A 17,085-nucleotide genomic window follows, 5' to 3' on the forward strand; every position below is an offset into this window, starting at 1 on the left:
CGGATTTCGACCGCAGCATGGAAAAGCCTCCGGCTTTCCCATGCTTCCCACAGGCCCGACTATCACTGAACAGAGGTGGGTTCCTTTTGCTTTATCACGGTGGGTCCCTTTTGCGTTGTCAAAACGACAAATCAATGAACACCGCGGTACCCCCAGTATTGCCGTCTGGCAACGCAATTATTACGAGCACATGGTCCGCAGCGAAAAATCATTGAACCGCATCCGACAATACATTGCAGATAATCCGCTGCAATGGGCGATGGATCGTGAAAATCCCAATGCGGTGGCGGCTTGTAGGGGTACGTTGCCACGTGCCCCATGGCGCATCTGACGGATTTCGTGGTCGGACAGGCTGCCCCGTTTGGCTGGAATCGTTGGATGGGGCGATGAGGGCGGGCGACGTAGGGGCACGTGGCAACGTACAGGGGCACGTGGCAACGCACAGGGAGGGGCACGTGCAACGCACATGGATGGGCACGTGCAACGTGCCCCTACCGACCGGCGCGGGCGCGGAGCTCTTTCAGCGCTGACTCCAGACGGGCGACCTCTTCGCCGTAGCCGGCGAAGTTGCCCTGCCGAAGGAGTTCTTGCGCTCGCGTGTAATGGTCGTAGGCGCGGCTCGCCAGCATCTTGAGGGAGCCGTCCATCTCTGGGAGTGCGACTGCGCCCGACGGAATCTTTCCCGCGACTGGCCCCCTCGCCGCGCCGCTAAAGATTCGGGCCATGGCGGCGTCGAGGCTCTCTTCCATGGCGATCTGGTTGCCATGGGCGACGATGATCCGCTTCAGCTCCGGCAGTGACCCCTTTTCGGCCGCCAGGTAGAGCGGCTGGACGTAGAGCAGCGACCGCTCGATAGGGATGGCCAGCATGCTGCCTCGTATCACGGTGGAGCCGCGTTGGCTCCAGAGCGAGAGCTGCTGCGAGATAAAAGAATCCTGGTCGATACGGGCGTTGATCTGTCGCGGGCCGTAGACCATCTTTGCCTTGGGGAAGTTGAAGGCGGTCAGCTTGCCGTAGTGCGGCGGGTCGCTGCGGGCCGCGAGCCAGGCAATCATGTTGTCTTTCTTATTGGGCGTGAACGGCAAGAGGAGAGCGAACTCCTCCTTCGTCTCGCCTGGAAGCCGCATGATGGTATAGTATGGCTCCATATCAGCGGGGATGCTCCAGAGATCTTCCTTGTTGTAAAAGACCTGGGGATCCTGCATATGGTAGGTGCTGTAGAGCTTGGCCTGGATGTTGAACATCCCTTGAGGATAGCGAATATGGGCCTTCAGATCGTCCGGCATCGCCTCGAGCGGTTTAAACAGTCCAGGGAAGGCTCGGTCGTAGGCCGTAATCACGGGATCGGTGGGATCGGCCAGGTAGAAGCTGAGGTTCCCGTTGTAGGCGTCCACCACTGCCTTGACCGAGTTACGGATATAGTTGCCTACGCCACGGATCGGTTCGGAGTACGGGTACATATCCGAGACGGTGTAGGCGTCGATGATCCAGAACAGGCGGCCGTCTCGAGCGATGACCAGATAGGGGTCCTGGTCGAAGGCTAAAAAGGGCGCCGCCTTCTTGACCCGCTCGGAGATCTGTCGGTGATACATGATCCTGCTGTCCGATGTCAGATCTTGCGAGAGGAGGATCTTGAGCGTCCCGAAGCGGCTGGCGAAGAGTAGTTTTCGTCCGAAGGACGTGAGAGGCACACCCCCCTCACCGGTGTACGTGCTATAGACGTTCTTGTCGCCCGAGGGGTAATCCAGCTCCTGGGCTTGCGTCTTGACGATGACGTAGTCGTTGGCGGCCTCGCTGAAGTAGATCTCCGGGCGCGTGATCTTGAGCGGCGTGGTTGAGACAGGCGGGATATCCTTTATCAGAAACTCCGGTAGCCCTTCCGGAGTAATCCGGTTCACGGGCCCGAGGACCGCCCCGTAGCCGTGGGTAAAGATCAGGTGCTCATTGATCCAGCTCCGGCCGGGAAGATGTTGATGCGACATCTCTCTGGCCGAGAGCATCACCTGTCGGTACTCGCCGTCGATCTGGTATCGGTCGTTGTCCACGTTCAGGAACTTATAGTAGGTCCGGATCTCCTGGAGCTGGCCATACGTCGTCAGCAGTGGACGGTGGTCCCAGAGCCGGATGTTCTTGATCGTAAGATCGTTACGTCGCAGATCCTCCCGGGTCAGGGTTTCCTCAGCGGGAAACTCTTGCTCGTCGATCCGGTCGAGTCCGTAAGCCTGGCGGGTGAAGTGGATGTTGTGGGTGATGTAGGGACTCTCGGCAACGATCTCATTCGGAACGACGCGGAAGCGCTGGATAAAGCCGGGATAGAGTCCCAGGCCGATGACGCTGCAGACGACCAGCAGGCCGAGGCCGACCAGGACCAACCTCCAGCCGCGCTGGAAGATTTGAGCCAGGCAGAGGACGGCGACAAAGATGGCCAGGATCGTCAGAAAATTAAGGGCCGGAAGGTTAGCGTTGATGTCGCTATAGCCGGCGCCGAAGACCATTCCGCGAGGGGAGTAGAGGAGATGGTAGGTGTCGAGCCGGAAGCCAACGGCCTTGATCAGGAACAGCAATGCGCCGAGCACAAGCAGGTGCGTCCTCGCCAGACGGGCAATGATGGGCCCCCGAGTCGTGATCTGTATGCCCCGGAAGAGGAGATAGGTTACGGCGGTCAGCAGGAGGATCAGGATGACTGAGGTGATCAGCCAACCGTACAGGAAGGAGAGGAAAGGCAGTTGAAAGACATAGAAGCCGACGTCAGTCTGAAAGATCGGATCCTGAATTCCAAAGGGTGACGCGTTCGCAAAACGAATGTAACGCTCCCACGTGGCGGACGCCCGGAATGCCGAAAGGACTCCGAGCCCGAGGACGACGGGGATCAAGAGCGATCGGAAGTACGGTTCGATCATCAGGCGGCTGGGGAGCCCGAACCGATCCTCCACCTCGAGGAGGACATCGGTGGTGGTAAATCGGCTGGCCAGGTACAGGTTGACGTAAAGCAGGACCGCAAAGGTCAGGCCGAATATGACAGCGAGCGTCAGTTGTGTCGTGAGCATCGTGAGGAAGACGTTGGTGAGCTTCACCTCCTGGAACCAGAGCCAGTCGGAGTAGAGTGGAACCGTCTGACTTCCAACCGCAAAGACGACCAGTAAGATCAGCAGAAGAGCGATCTGCCTACCCTTGAGATCTGAAGAGCTTCCACTGCGCTGCGCCATCATTGCTCCCGCATTCTGCTGCTTCCTTTCGGAAGGAAATCTAGATGAGTTGGAGGGCCCGCCCCGCCTCGGCCAGTGCTGTCAGTGCGGCGTCCAGATCTGCCTTGCTGTGCGAGGCTGTCACAGTGAGTCGGATCCGTTCGGTTCCACGTGGGACGGAAGGGTAACGGATCCCCTGGGCAAAGACGCCGCAGTCCAGGAGCTCCTGAGACAAGCGCATGACACGCTCAGACCCTCCTACCATCAGGGGGATGATCTGGGTCCCGCGTGGGCTCACCTCAAACCCAATCTCGCGCAGACCCACCCTCATGTGCCGGGTGTTGTCCCACAGTTGTTGTCTCCGCTCAGGTTCTTGCTCCACGATGGTGAGCGCCTCGAGTACGGTTGCCAGTACCGCAGGCGGCAGTGCGCAGGTGAAGATGAAGGGTCTGGCCCGGTTGATCAGGTACTCGATGACCGTGCGGTTGCCTACGACATAGGCGCCAAAGCCGCCCAGCGCTTTGGCGAGACTTCCGGTCTCGATGTCGATCCGGCCCAGCACGCCTGCCGCCTCAGCGGTCCCACGCCCGGTCTCGCCCAGCACGCCGATGCCATGGGAGTCGTCCACCATCGTCACGCAGCCGTAGCGTTTCGCCAGCTCGACGATCTCCCTCAAGGGCGCCACGTCCCCGTCCATGCTATAGAGGCCGTCGACCACGATGAGCCGTCGCCCGGCGGAGGTCTCTTCCCTCAGGAGGTCCTCCAGGGCGGCGAGGTCGTTGTGCGGGAAGATCATGACCTTGGCTCGCGAGAGCCGACAGCCGTCAACGATGCTCGCATGGTTCAGCGCGTCGCTGAACACCACGTCCTGGAAGCCCATCAGGGCGGAGATCACGCCCAAGTTAGCCTGATACCCGGTGCTGAACAGGAGGGCAGCCTCGGCCTGTTTGAAGCGGGCAAGCCGTTCCTCTACTTGAGGATAGAGATCGTGGTTGCCAGAGATCAGACGAGCCGCCGCAGCGCCGCAGCCGTACCGCATGGTGGCCTGACAGGCAGCCTGCGTGAGGCGCGGGTGACAGGCCAGGCCAAGATAGTCGCTTCCGGCGAAGTGGATCGCCTCTTTGCCGTCTATATGAATTCGTGGGCCCTGTGGACCGTCAACCAGTCGGAGCGATCGGTACAGGCCCTCGACCTTCAGGCCGTCCAGCTCACGCTGAAGCGACTGAACCATATCTTCGTGCAGACGTGGATCATCACGGGTTAGTGGCATCTTCGTTCCCTCAGCGGAGATCATTGTCTGGGGGTAACTACTCAGGTGTTTAGACTGAAGGCTGAAGGTTCTAAATTATCTCGCAAGGCACGAATCGAGCCATTCAAGACCTTTTCGGAGTTTTGTATGATCACGCATGACTTACCCCTAAAAGGCTTCAGCCTTCAGCCTATCTACCTGAGTAGTTACGTCTAGGGCATTATAGAGGAAGCAATGCCAGGCGAGCAACCGAAACCGGCGGCAGGCGGCGCCTGTCGGCTACCGATCTCGGTAGGCGTGCGTGACGTACTCCTGGACCATCCTCTGTGTATTGAAGAAAGAGGCGTTGAGCGCGACAGTAAATCGCATCAACTCCGCCCATCGGAGGGGATCGCCATAGTAGAGAGGCAGGATCTTTTCCTCCAGCTTGCAGTAGAGTTCCTCTGCGTCTTTATCATCCCGCCTCTCGAATACTGTCCCGCTGTCTCGGGAACCGATAGCCCAGCCCGTTACCCCCTCTACAGGTACTTCCAGCCACCAGCCGTCGAGAACGCTGAGGCTCGGCACCCCGTTGTGTGCCGCCTTCATCCCGCTGGTGCCGGATGCTTCATACGGTGGCTGTGGTGTATTGAGCCATAGGTCCGTGCCGGAGGTGAGCAACAGTCCCAGCTCCATATTGTAATTAGACAAGTAGGCGACCTTGACGTCTGGTGCCAACTCCTTCGCCCAGCGAAATATCCGTTGAATCAAATCCTTTCCCTCTTCATCCTTGGGATGTGCTTTTCCGGAAAAGATCACCTGCAACGGGCCGTACCGGGCTGCAATCTGCCTTAGCCGATCCGGATCGTAAAAAAGGAGATCCGGGCGCTTGTAGGACGTTGCCCTCCTTGCGAAGCCTATGGTGAAGGCGTGCCGACAAAAGGCCGCGTTTGCCGATCTGTTGATCTCCGTAATCAGCGATTGCTTTGCCTCGTCATGGGCCTGCCGAATGGCGTCGAGAGGAATGCCAAGGGCGTACCGCAGGAAGAAGCTGTCCTCTCGCCAATCCGGGGTATACCGATCATACAGGGCGCGAAATGGCGGGGCGGTCCATGTGGCAGAATGCACGCCGTTGGTGATGGAACCGATGGCGAGGTTCGGAAACAAGGCACGTGACACCTCACTGTGCCGTTTGGTCACACCGTTCACGTAGTTGCTCAATTGGAGTGCCACAAATGTCATGTTGAGCGAGCCGTTGCAACAGCCGAGAGCCTGCAGCGCTTCCCACTGGTCCGGGCTCAAGACGCGTTGGGCCAGATCGAGGGAAAACTGATCGTGGCCGGCGGGGATCGGCGTGTGAGTGGTGAAGACGCAGAGGCGCTTCACCAGATCGATGGCGTCCTGCCGCCGCTGCGGCATCTGCTTGAACGCCTCGGTAAATAGCTCCAGGGCCAGTAGGGCGGCATGACCTTCGTTCATGTGGAACCTGAAGATCAGGGTGTAACCCAATGCCCGCAGTATGCGCACGCCGCCCACCCCTAGAATGACCTCCTGACACAGGCGATACCGCTGGTCACCGCCATACAGGTGGTCGGTCAGCGTGCGGTCATAGGGATCGTTGCCGGGCAGATCAGTATCCAGCAGTAACACAGGAATAACGGCGCCTGACGCCCCGGTGATCAGGTATCGCCATGCGCGTACGGTGACCTGTCGTCCCTCGACCTCCACCTGGCACGTGCCATCCGTGAGGTGGAGGAATTCGTCTACGCGCCATGGCATCGGATCCTCGGATTGGCGCCCCTCTTTATCGAGCCGTTGAGAGAAGTAGCCCTTTCGATGCAGCAGGGTCACGCCGACCATAAACAGCCCCAAGTCGGCAGCGCTACGCAGCATATCGCCCGCCAACACGCCAAGCCCGCCACTGTACGTGGGCAGAGGGCTTTCGAGCGCTATCTCCATAGAGAAGTAAGCGATTGTTCGCGTCCGACGTCTCTCAACATTCATGGATTTATTGATCCTCTCCGCACCACCCAAGGGCACGACGCGGGAAGAACATCGCCTCCCATTCGAAGGATCGAGATCCGGCAATTGTGCCAGGCCATCAAGCTGGTTAATGCTATCACAATTATCATATCGGTAGGTATATTTGCACTAATCACGTGACTGCGCAGGAAGATAGGCTGAAGGAGGAGTCCTCTCGCCTCAACCCGAACCTTCTACCCCCCCCATCCTCACCTTCCCCCGCAAGGGGGGAAGGGATAACCGCAGGGAAGCGCAAAGGGGTTGACATATTTAGTGGATCGCGTAAGTATGTAAGTGCTTACTTTAATCCCCCCTAACCCCCCTTTTGTAAAGGGGGGGATTTCTCCGAAGCTGACGGCTGAGCGCTGAGGGCTGACAGCTGTTTTCCAAGGAGCCAAGATGAAAGAGCGCCTGAGTGCCGATAAGCGCCGACAGCAGATTGTCGAGGCGGCGGTGGAGCTGTTCTCGCGGAAGGGATTCAGGGGGACCAGGACGCGCGAGATTGCAGAGGCCGCCGGCATCAGCGAGGCGATGATCTACAGGCACTTCGCGACCAAGCGTGAGCTGTATTCTGCGATCATCGAGGCGAAGTCCGCGACAGAGGAGCTGCTGGCGAGCGCAGCAACAGCCGCACAAGGGAAAGATGACGCCGGCGTCCTGCGGGCGGTGGGTCTGAAGATGATCGAGCAGACGGTGCAGGATCCGAGCCTCATGCGGCTCCTCCTTTTCAGCGCGCTCGAAGGGCACGAGCTGTCCGAGATCTTCTTCGAATCCCGAGTCAAAAGGCTGCATCAGTTTCTCAGCCGCTATATTCGTAGACGGATCAAGGAGGGGCGATTCCGGTCGATGGACGCGCTGGTCGCCGCGCGTGGTTTCATCGGAATGATTGTCCATTACCTGCTGATCCATAAGCTGTTCGGGGTGAAACGCCCTCGCCGCTCCTCGCCGGAAGAGGTGGTGGAGCTTTTCGTATCCGTCTTTCTGAAGGGGATCGCGCGATGAGACGCTACTTCCTTCATCGATACTTTGAGTTCTCGCTGTTTCTGCTGCTGCCCCTTTTGGGCTGTTCGCGGGAGCAGGCGGCCAAAGGCGCCCCGACCGTGGCGAAGGAGCAGAGCATCGCGATTACCGTGGCCCCCGTCGAGGCGAGGGAAGTGCAGCGGCGCGTAGATGTTGTCGGCACCCTGGAAGCGGACGACGAGGTGACGGTCTACGGCCAGGTGTCAGGGTCTGTGGAGCGGATCCTGGTTGACCTGGGGGACCGGGTGATGGCAGGGCAGCCGCTGCTTCAACTCGACCAGGCGGACTTGCAGTTGCAGGTCGGCAAGGCCGAGGCGATCCTCCGCCAAACGCGAACGAGGCTCGGTGCGCTGGACGGCAGGGATATCCTGCCTGACGATCAGCAGCCGGTTGTTCGTCAGGCAAGGGCCAACTCTGATGACGCCGCCCTGTGGTATGAGCGGATGCAGAGCCTGTATAAGGAAGGCGCTGTCTCCCGGAACGATCTGGATACCGCCTTGGCGAAGTCTCACGCCTTGAAGGCGGCGTTCGACGGCGCCATCAGTCAGGTGAGGGCGCTTGCCGATCAGCTCAGGGAGCAGCAGGCGGCGCTGGATCTGGCCCGTCGGAACCTCCAGTACACGGTGATCCGGGCTCCCATCGATGGCTCCATCAAAGAACGCAACGTGTCCACCGGCCAGTATATTGCCGGCGGCACCATGCAGAATACCAAGCTGCTGATCCTCGTCCGTGACGATCCCTTGAAGCTAAAGGCGTCGGTGCCGGAGCGGTTCCAAGGACAGATCCGGCCGGGCCAGGAGGTGAAGGTCCAGGTCGAGGCCTACCTGGGCCGCGAATTCATCGGGACTGCGAAGCGGGTCGGCCCGGCCGTTTTCACCGACACCCGGACATTTCCGATCGAGGCACGGGTGCCAAACCACAAGGGATTGTTGAAGCCGGGATCCTTCGCCAAGGCGCGGATCCAGATTAGGGTTGACCGCGGCATTCCCTTCGTCCCGGAGGAAGCCGTCTATTACTTCGTAGGGATCACCAAGGCGTTCGTGGTCAAGGACGGTGTCGCCCAAGAGCGACAGATCACGGTTGGCGAACGCCAGGATGGGCTGGTAGAGATCGTCGAGGGACTTCAACCAGGAGAGCAGGTAGCCACCTCGCATTTGAGTCAACTGTTCGACGGCGCGAGGGTTCAGGTGGTCGGCAATAAATAACAAGACGAAGCGATGAATACTTCTCCAGTGTCATTGCGAAAGTCCCCCACCCTCTTCGGCGTAGGGGCGACCCTAGTGGTCGCCCAATCTGGGCAGGCACAAGGCCTGCCCCTACAAAGGGAGGGTTAGGGAGTGCGGAGTGGAAAGTACGGTGCTGATCGCAACCTCAAACCTTGAACCTTGAACCTTGCACATTGAACTTTGAACTTTGAACCTCGAACGTTGAACTTTGAACCTTGAACTGGTAGCCCATGTCCTTAATTGAAATCTGCGTCAAGCGGCCTGTCTTTGCCACGATGCTGATCGTCTCCCTTGTCGTCATGGGGCTGGCGTCCTTCCGGGATTTGGGGCTCGATGTCTTCCCCAAGGTGGATATGCCCACCGTCACCATCACGACGAGACTCCCAGGGGCGAGCCCGGAGGAGATCGAGAGCAATATCACGAAGCGGATCGAGGAAGCCGTAAACACGATCAACGGGATCGATGAGTTGCGATCCACCACCCTCGAGGGGCAGTCCCAGGTTTTCGTGACGTTTGTCCTGGAGCGTAAGATCGACGAGGCGGCTAACGACGTTCGGGAGAAGGTGGGAACGGTCGTCTCGGCGTTTCCCCATGGCACCGAGGCCCCGGCTATCGAGAAGTTCGACCCCGACTCTGCTCCAATCATGGCGATTGTCGTCTCCGGCAAGCGCTCGGCCCGCGAGATTACGGAGCTTGCCGACAAGAAGATCAAGCGGCAGCTCGAAACCGTCAAGGACATCGGGGCGGTCACCCTCGTCGGCGACCGGAAGCGAGAGATCCAGCTTGTCGTGGAGCCCCACCGCCTCGAGGCCTACAACCTCTCGATCCAACAGGTCAAGACGGCTGTCCAGCGCCAGAACGTTGAGGTCCCTGGAGGTAACATCACCTGGCAGACGCGGGAGCAGGGGCTCCGGACGCTGGGGCGGATCGAGCGGGCAGCCGACTGGAGCGACCTGATCGTGGCGGATTACAAGGGCGCCCCCGTCCGGATTCGAGACATCGGCTCCGCGCTGGACGGCGAAGAGGAACCGCGCACCCTTTCTCGCCTTGACGGCAAGAGCGCCGTTTCCCTCCTGGTCCAGAAGCAGTCCGGGACCAACACCGTGGCCGTGGTCGATCGGGTCAAGGCGAAGCTGCAAGAGATCAAAGCCAACCTGCCGCCTGATGTGGAGTTCCAGGTGGTGCGCGATGTATCGCGGTTCATCAAGCGCTCGATCGCGGAAGTGGAGGAGCACCTGATGCTGGGCGGGCTGCTGGCCAGCCTCATCGTGGCCTTCTTCATCGGGCGCCTCGTGCGGCGGGAGCAGGTCGTCCTGGGGGCGCTGCTTGGAGGCCTCACCCTGGCGTTCTTCCATGGCGATCCGGAGCTGTTGCGCGTCGTTGTGCTCTGGTCGATCGCTGTGACCCTGGTCCTCTTCCTCTTCATCCCGCGCCTTCGGCCCGCTTTCATCGCCGCGATCTCGATCCCGGTCTCGATCATCGCTACCTTTACCATCATGCGGGTGGCGGGCTTTACCCTGAACAATCTCACCATGCTTGGCCTCTCCCTCTCCACCGGGATCGTCATCGACGACGCCATCATTGTGCTGGAGAATATCTTCCGCCACATCGAGGAGGAAAGGCGTCTTCCGATGGAGGCGGCGGTGACCGGCGCCAAAGAGATTGTCCTGGCGGTTATGGCTACGACCCTCTCGCTAGTGGTTATCTTTCTCCCTGTTGCCTTCATGGGGGGGCTCGTCGGACGGTTCTGGAACAGCTTTGGTCTGACGGCCACCTTCGCCATCCTCGTCTCGCTACTCGTGGCGTTCACCCTGACTCCGATGCTCTCCGCTCGGATGCTGAAGCCTGTGATGAGCCCAGTCGAACCATCAGAGGACCTCGGCCAAGGCCATGGCGGACACCGACAGCACGATCAGGGATCCAAGGCGACGCACGTCTATGCCTTTCTAGAGCGCAATTACGACGGGCTCCTCGTCTGGTGCCTGAATCACCGGGCTATTGTCCTGCTGCTGGCCGGTTCACTGTTGCTCTCAACCGTCCTCATCGGCAGGCAGATGAAGCTGGATTTCGTAGTCGATGACGACATGAGCGAATTCGAGGTTATCGTTGAGACGCCGCCCGGCTCCTCACTCGACCGGAGCGACGGGATCCTTCGGCGGCTTGAGGCCGATCTAAAGACCATCCCGGAGGTGGAGCATCTGTTCACCAGTATCGGGGTGCGAGGGAAGGACCGCGCCAACATCACCGACGCCTCGATCTATGTGGGGCTCACGCACCTGAGGGCGCGGACACGTTCGCAGCAGGCGATCATGCAGGAGGTCCGACAGATGTTCAGGGCCTACCCCGACCTGAGAATCAGCGCGCAACAGATCAGCCTGATCTCGGGGGGCGGCTTTAAGCAGACCCCATTCAATCTCGTGCTTCGTGGCCCGGATTTGCAGCAGCTAGATGGCTACGCCCAGGCCCTCATCAAGCGCCTCACTGCCATCCCTGGGTTCGTGGATGTGGACACCAGCCAGGCCCAGCGGCGGCCTGAGGTGCAGGTCCGGATCGATCGGCAGAAGGCATCGGACCTGGGGATCAGGGCGGAGGATGTCGCGCTCGCTCTCCGGACGATGGTGGGTGGGGAGAAGGTCGGTTTCTACCGGGAGGGAGGCGAGCAGTACGACGTCCGCCTGCGGCTTAAGGACGACTACCGAAAGGATGCGTCCGCCATATCGGCCCTGACGGTGCCGGCCGCTGCCAACCGGCTGGTCAAGCTGAACAATGTCGTCAGCCTGAATCCAGGACGGGCGCCGGCACAGATCGATCGCTATGCCCAGGAGCGACAGATCACGGTCCAGGCGAACCTCCACCAAATGGTGCTGGGGGAGGCGACCGCCCAGGCCGATGCGGCCATCAAAGCGGTAGGGATGTCTCCCGGCTACTCGACCGCGTACCTTGGCCGCGGCAAGTTGATGGCCGAGGCGTTCTACAACTTCGCGATCGCGTTTGTCCTCTCCATCATGTTCATCTACATCGTCCTCGCAGCCCAGTTCGAGAGTTTCATCCACCCGATCACCATCATGGTTTCGATGTTTCTGTCGATTCCCTTCGGTCTTGTAAGCCTCCTGGCCGCAGGTCAGACCCTGAATATCTATAGCGTCATGGGGTTGTTCCTTCTCATGGGAGTCGTTAAGAAGAATGCCATCCTCCAGGTGGACTTTACGAATGTGCTCCGCGCGCGCGGCAAGCCCCGATACGAGGCGCAACTGGAGGCCGACCGGGCGCGGCTTCGGCCGATCCTCATGACGACGCTCGCCATCATTGCTGGAATGTTGCCGGTCGCCTTAGGCAAGGGCGACGGCTCCGCCTCCAGGGCCTCACTCGCCACCGCCGTGGTCGGCGGCCAGACCCTCTGCCTCTTAATAACGCTACTGGTGACTCCGGTCGTCTACTCGTACTTCGACGATCTCCGCGGGCTTCGGATCGTCTCGTGGTTATATGAGGTTCGCCTGTGGGCATGGTTGCGGGCGAAGCCTGCTCCTGGCCTCTCCCCTCACCCCGACCCTCTCCCCAGAGAGGAGAGGGGACTCAACCATAACCTCCTCTCCCCCGTGGGGGAGAGGATAAAGGTGAGGGGGCAACGGGACGGGTCAGGGTAGGGCACACGGTGAAGCTTTAGGCGAGGGCGGAAGATGGAACTGACGCGGCGGCAGGAGATCATGACGATGCTCCGGGAGGGCGAGTGGACGTTGGACGAGCTGGCCATGAACTTCGTGGTGTCAAAAAAGGTGATCATCGATGACCTCGAGCATATCGCCCGCTCTGTCCCAAGGCCCTCTCGCCTCCAGATCCATCCCCCAACCTGCGAGGTGTGCGGCTATCGCTTCAAGGACCGGGCGAAGTACAACGATCCTTCCCGGTGCCCAATGTGCAAAAACGAACACCTTCGCTCCCAACGATTCCAGATCGTCTGATGAGATGTACCGTAACGTCGCTTTGAATCCACTGGGGGTTCATTCCCCGCGGCTTACCACGAGTTCGTCATACCGGCGGAAGCCGGTATCCAGAGTGACCCGACTGGATTCCGTGTCAAGCACGGAATGACGGGCCAGAACAGAAGACGATACCCTGCAGCTTACTGCGGGGTAGTTCATTCAGCCTCGCAAGAAAGTAAGACTAAGGGAGAACAGACGTCATGTCCACGCAACCGTCAAAAGAGATCGAGATCTTTCCCAACCCTGAGCCTGGGCGCGATTACGAGATCCAGATGACCTGCCCTGAGTTTACCTGCCTCTGCCCGAAGACCGGCCAGCCTGACTTCGCGATCCTGACGCTCACCTATGTTCCTGACCAGTCGTGCATCGAGTTAAAATCGTTCAAACTCTACCTCTGGTCCTTCCGGAACGAGGGCCACTTTCATGAGGCGGTCACGAACCGGATCCTGGATGACCTCGTCAAGGCTTGCCGGCCCCGCTTCATGAAGCTGGTCGCCGACTTCTACGTCCGCGGCGGTATCCACACCATCATTACCGTCACGCATCAGCAGTCGTAGGGACGCGCTACGGTGGACGGGTAGGGGAGGATCTCTTCTATCCGGGCTACTTCAAGTATTCTAATCGCGACAACCTGGTGACCGCCACCGGGCCGGGAGGCCGCCGATGATTGGAGGGCATACCGGGGCGGCTTACGGCTTGACTGGGAGCCTTCCACCCGCGATACGGTGACAGTTCAGGGCGACCTCTATAAGGGCGATTTCGGCCAGACGCTCACGCTTCCCTCCCTCCTCCCCCCCTTCTCGGGCAGCTCCGACAGCCTGGGCGATTTTGCGGGGGGCAACCTCCTCACACGCTTCAGGCATAGGGCGGCTGATCGCAGGGAGACCACCCTCCAGTTTTACGGGTCTTCTCCCGAGTGAGTGGGTAAAAATCAGGTAATAAATGGCACATGGCAGGAAAGTGTGGGTTACAGTTTGGACCTCCTCCCCCCTTGAGGGGGAGGATTGAGGTGGGGGGTCAAGACTTGTCGGATCTCCTCCACGACCGAAACGGGATGGCGTAACAGATCGTGGTCCCAAAACCGAACGACACGATATCCATGGCTCTGCAACCAGCCGGTCCGTTCCGTATCGTAGTTGAGCTGTGCCGCATGCTGCCCTCCATCCACTTCAACGATCAGTTTGCGTTCCAAACAGGCGAAATCCACAATGTACGGGCCCATCGGGTGCTGCCGCCGAAAACGATACCCGTCAATCTGCCGTAGCCGGATGCGACGCCACAGAGCCCTTTCGGCATCCGGAGGATCCTTCCTGAGAACGCGAGCCCTTCTGCTCACCCCCCCATCCTCACCTTCCCCCTCGCAGGGGGGAAGGGACACATCCACCAACACCTTCCTGCCAAGAGCCTAATGAATTGTCGAAGGTGGGCTCCGGACAAGGGTTTACTGGGTTTGAGGTGATGCGAAAAAGTGGTCTGTTCTACGAATACGAAAAAGGAGAAGGCTTGACCTTTTACACGAAGCGGTTTGCCTTCTTTGTGGGACGACGCTGCCGGGCCTCCACCCTGCAGGACGTGGCCAACAAGCTGCATCTGAACTGAAATGTCAGGGGACGATGCGGATCATCAGTGTCATCGAGGACCCGTCGGTGATCCGGGACCTCCTCAATCATCTGGGACTCTGGCCGGCAAGCACAAGACCACCACCAAAAGCTCACGCCACACCAATCTGGGAATACGCCGCTTGCGATCTCCAACTTCAAACACACGCTGAGACTATCTACGGCGACCCCGACTACACCTGGGATGAAGACAGACAGCCATAACGCATTGTGAAACAAAGGCGTGCAGGAGAGGTCTGTCTGTATTGTGCTCACAAATGCCCTCTTGCCGGGTGACTCGACCACAAGATGAGCTGATTTCTCAAAAGAGCGGTCCCCGATCCACCTTCCTTACCCAACCGCATCGCCAGCCCCTGTTTTTCGATGCACAATATCTGTTGACAAGCAACAACAGCCTTCCTATACTTCCAGCCATCGAAAGCAATGCCTTATCAAAATAAATAAATCAAACAAACAAACAAACAATGTTACGCTCACCAGGCTGCCCGCTTGATAGGGGCGACCGCCACCCCTTTCGTTAAACGCGCACCCGCAGGAAGCTTAGTCTTTATGGAGAATTTAACCGAGTTCGAAGCTTTCAAAGATCGCGTCATCTCGCTAGTGTCAGAGGACTCGCTCAACCGGAAATTCCTCACTGAGCAGATCAACGAAATTTTCCTCCAGCGCGTCGATGGCTGCCTCTATTCCCGGCTTCTGGCGCTCTTCGTCCACTTGGACTTTGATGAAGCCGAGGCCCAGCGCCACTGGGTGAGCATACTCGATAATTACAACTACTTTCATGAGGTACTGCGGCGCAAGGTGGGGCTGCGGGTGGCGATGTTTGACTACTTTCTCAATAGTAATCAGCTCCTCCAGAACCCGATCCTCGTCGAAATCCATCTGTTCCAGCAGGCCACCTTTATGGCCATGCAAGACCACCTCACCAATCTCTTCAACCGCCGCTATTTCGATATCGCCCTGGAAAAGGAAATCAAGCGCTCCGCGCGCTGGCAAACAGATTTCTCGTTACTGATGATCGACCTGGATAATTTCAAACAGGTCAACGACGTGCACGGCCACCTCTTCGGGGATAAGGTGCTCAAGGATCTCGCCGCAGTGCTGAAACAGCTCAGCCGGGAAGAAGATACCGTCTGCCGCTACGGGGGCGAAGAGTTTATCGTCTTGCTGCCGGGCACCACCGCGAGCGGCGCGCTTCACTACGGGGAGCGGGTGCGGGCCGCCTTGGCAGAAAACGATTTTTTGTATCGCCATCACATCACCTTCAGTGGCGGGATCGCCACCTTTCCCGCCGATGGCAGCGAGGCGGTGACCTTGCTCAAGGGTGCCGATGTCTCGCTTTATCAAGCCAAGTTTTCCGGAAAAGATTGCATCGTCAAAAGTTCCCAGGAACGTCGCCATGGCAAACGCCATCCCCAAACCTGGCAGATCAGCTACCAGCCGCTGGAGCAGACCTTCACCACCCCTGAGATTCACGAGGCTTACGCTCAGGACGTCTCACTCGGCGGCGTCAGATTTGAAATGGCGCAAGTGTTTTCCCTGGACGACAAATTATTGCTCCACATCAAGCTCCCCGAGCTTCAGGGCGTCATCGTTGTCGGGAAGGTCGCCTGGATCCGAAAACTGGAGTCGAACCGCTACGAATATGGCCTGCAGTTTCACGATCTGAAAGCCGAGCAGGTGGAAAATTTTAAAAAGGCTTTACCTGGAGGCGAAGCTTCCATTCCAGATTTTTGAGCTACATGCGCGGCCAACAACCGCAGTGCGTCCTCTGCTTTTTTCTAACCACTTTTCTCATTGTATATTTAATTAACTGATGCGTTCATTTCGTTAAGGGTCGATACCCCGCGGCTTGCCGCGTCCGTGTGATCTCGATATGGCAGAAGGTGTACTCCTGGCTTCGTATGCAACTCATCCGTCTGCCCTGAAGGTATGCGGCCAGCGCCGTTGGATACCCATCAGCTTGCCGCGGGGAGGCGTCATCAAGGACCCGTCGGTGATCCGGGTTCTCCTCACTCCTCTGGGACTTTGGCTGGCAAGCGTAAGACCGCCACCACACGCTCACGCCCCGCCATCCGGGACTACACCGCTGTCGATCGAAAGCTTCACACGCATGTGGAGACTCTCTACGGCGACCCCGACTACACCCGGGATGAAGACATGCAGTCGTGACGCATCGTGAAACACAGGCGTGCAGGAGAGGCCTGTCTGCATGGCGCTCATAAATGCCCTCTTACCGGGTGATTAGACCACAAGATGAGCTTATTACTTAAAAGAGCAGTCATATACATCTATCTTAGCAAAAATCATCGTAATATACTGCGATTAGATGTATAATATCATTGCACAATGATTACTGATAGAAACAAACAGCCTTACTATACCCTAGCCAGCAAATGTAATACATTATCAATACACCACAATCATAAAAATCAAATCAAAGGTCAGGTTAGCTTGAGAATGTCCGCTCAATAGGGGTAGAATAAAGACCCAGTTGAGAGGAGGCAAGAGGCATGGTTGAAGGCAAGAAGCGAATGACGGCAACGCGGAAGCTGGAGGTATACATAGAGATGTGCTGGAAGAACGCCAACGCGGGAGAGATCCTGCGGCGGTATTGGCTCCACCTGAACGACCTCCGGCGGATCGAGATGTTGGTGGAGCTGGCAGCCCTTACGGCGCTCAATGGGAGCCGCCGAAGGCCTGGGGCAGATCCCCAGGCGGACAGAGAATATGCCTAACTCGCGGCAGAGCTGGCGCAAACGGAGAATACTCTGGCCGAGTTGACCGTGGAGTACACCCTGCGCAAAA

14 protein-coding genes and 1 pseudogene are annotated in these 17,085 nt (G+C 58.7%); 9 read left to right on the forward strand and 6 right to left on the reverse strand.

What is annotated here, in order from left to right:
• A pseudogene (locus CLG94_RS13650) lies at positions 1–331 on the forward strand (hypothetical protein); the annotation flags it as partial.
• 160 nt (positions 332–491) lie between these two features.
• Here the strand turns inward: CLG94_RS13650 and CLG94_RS10200 are convergent.
• The 3 genes from CLG94_RS10200 to glgP form a co-directional block, all read right to left on the reverse strand.
• Positions 492–3,209 (reverse strand): UPF0182 family membrane protein, encoded by a 2,718-nt coding sequence (locus tag CLG94_RS10200; protein ID WP_239993209.1) that lies wholly within the window; start codon positions 3,207–3,209, stop codon positions 492–494.
• Positions 3,210–3,246: 37 nt separating this feature from the next.
• Complete coding sequence (gene bioF, locus CLG94_RS10205) at positions 3,247–4,455, reverse strand: 8-amino-7-oxononanoate synthase (RefSeq protein WP_239993210.1); 1,209 nt, start codon at positions 4,453–4,455, stop codon at positions 3,247–3,249.
• Positions 4,456–4,713: 258 nt separating this feature from the next.
• Complete coding sequence (gene glgP, locus CLG94_RS10210) at positions 4,714–6,417, reverse strand: alpha-glucan family phosphorylase (protein ID WP_107563237.1); 1,704 nt, start codon at positions 6,415–6,417, stop codon at positions 4,714–4,716.
• Between the two features lie 417 nt (positions 6,418–6,834).
• Between glgP and CLG94_RS10215 the strand changes: the two genes are divergently transcribed.
• The 5 genes from CLG94_RS10215 to queF all read left to right on the forward strand — a co-directional run bounded on the left by CLG94_RS10215 (position 6,835) and on the right by queF (position 13,218).
• Entirely contained in the window at positions 6,835–7,437 is a 603-nt protein-coding gene (locus tag CLG94_RS10215) for a TetR/AcrR family transcriptional regulator (RefSeq protein WP_107563239.1), read from the forward strand.
• Entirely contained in the window at positions 7,434–8,660 is a 1,227-nt protein-coding gene (locus CLG94_RS10220; protein WP_107563241.1) for an efflux RND transporter periplasmic adaptor subunit, read from the forward strand. The genes CLG94_RS10215 and CLG94_RS10220 overlap by 4 nt, the downstream gene beginning before the upstream one ends.
• 251 nt (positions 8,661–8,911) lie before the next feature.
• On the forward strand, positions 8,912–12,325 hold the full coding sequence (locus CLG94_RS10225; RefSeq protein ID WP_107563243.1) for an efflux RND transporter permease subunit: 3,414 nt from the start codon (positions 8,912–8,914) through the stop codon (positions 12,323–12,325).
• 33 nt (positions 12,326–12,358) lie between these two features.
• Complete coding sequence (locus CLG94_RS10230; RefSeq protein WP_107563245.1) at positions 12,359–12,640, forward strand: transcriptional regulator; 282 nt, start codon at positions 12,359–12,361, stop codon at positions 12,638–12,640.
• A gap of 221 nt (positions 12,641–12,861) precedes the next feature.
• Entirely contained in the window at positions 12,862–13,218 is a 357-nt protein-coding gene (gene queF / locus CLG94_RS10235) for a preQ(1) synthase (protein ID WP_107563247.1), read from the forward strand.
• Between the two features lie 132 nt (positions 13,219–13,350).
• On the opposite strand, the gene CLG94_RS13330 is transcribed toward queF, so the two are convergent.
• Together CLG94_RS13330 and CLG94_RS10240 are read right to left on the reverse strand one after the other, a co-directional pair.
• On the reverse strand, positions 13,351–13,524 hold the full coding sequence (locus tag CLG94_RS13330) for a hypothetical protein (RefSeq protein WP_161954136.1): 174 nt from the start codon (positions 13,522–13,524) through the stop codon (positions 13,351–13,353).
• 104 nt (positions 13,525–13,628) lie between these two features.
• Entirely contained in the window at positions 13,629–13,997 is a 369-nt protein-coding gene (locus CLG94_RS10240) for an endonuclease domain-containing protein (protein WP_107563268.1), read from the reverse strand.
• Between the two features lie 77 nt (positions 13,998–14,074).
• Between CLG94_RS10240 and CLG94_RS13050 the strand changes: the two genes are divergently transcribed.
• Together CLG94_RS13050 and CLG94_RS10245 are read left to right on the forward strand one after the other, a co-directional pair.
• Positions 14,075–14,260 (forward strand): hypothetical protein, encoded by a 186-nt coding sequence (locus tag CLG94_RS13050; protein ID WP_133174696.1) that lies wholly within the window; start codon positions 14,075–14,077, stop codon positions 14,258–14,260.
• 569 nt (positions 14,261–14,829) lie between these two features.
• Positions 14,830–16,014 (forward strand): diguanylate cyclase, encoded by a 1,185-nt coding sequence (locus CLG94_RS10245; RefSeq protein ID WP_107563249.1) that lies wholly within the window; start codon positions 14,830–14,832, stop codon positions 16,012–16,014.
• A 324-nt stretch (positions 16,015–16,338) separates the two neighbouring features.
• On the opposite strand, the gene CLG94_RS13335 is transcribed toward CLG94_RS10245, so the two are convergent.
• Positions 16,339–16,500, reverse strand: coding sequence for a hypothetical protein (locus tag CLG94_RS13335; protein WP_161954137.1), 162 nt, complete (start codon positions 16,498–16,500; stop codon positions 16,339–16,341).
• Positions 16,501–16,790: 290 nt separating this feature from the next.
• Between CLG94_RS13335 and CLG94_RS10250 the strand changes: the two genes are divergently transcribed.
• Positions 16,791–17,015, forward strand: a complete 225-nt coding sequence (locus tag CLG94_RS10250) for a hypothetical protein (protein ID WP_107563251.1) — start codon at positions 16,791–16,793, stop codon at positions 17,013–17,015.
• Positions 17,016–17,085: the final 70 nt, after the last annotated feature.

Source organism: Candidatus Methylomirabilis limnetica (genome assembly GCF_003044035.1).
GTDB classification, from domain to species: Bacteria; Methylomirabilota; Methylomirabilia; order Methylomirabilales; family Methylomirabilaceae; genus Methylomirabilis; species Methylomirabilis limnetica.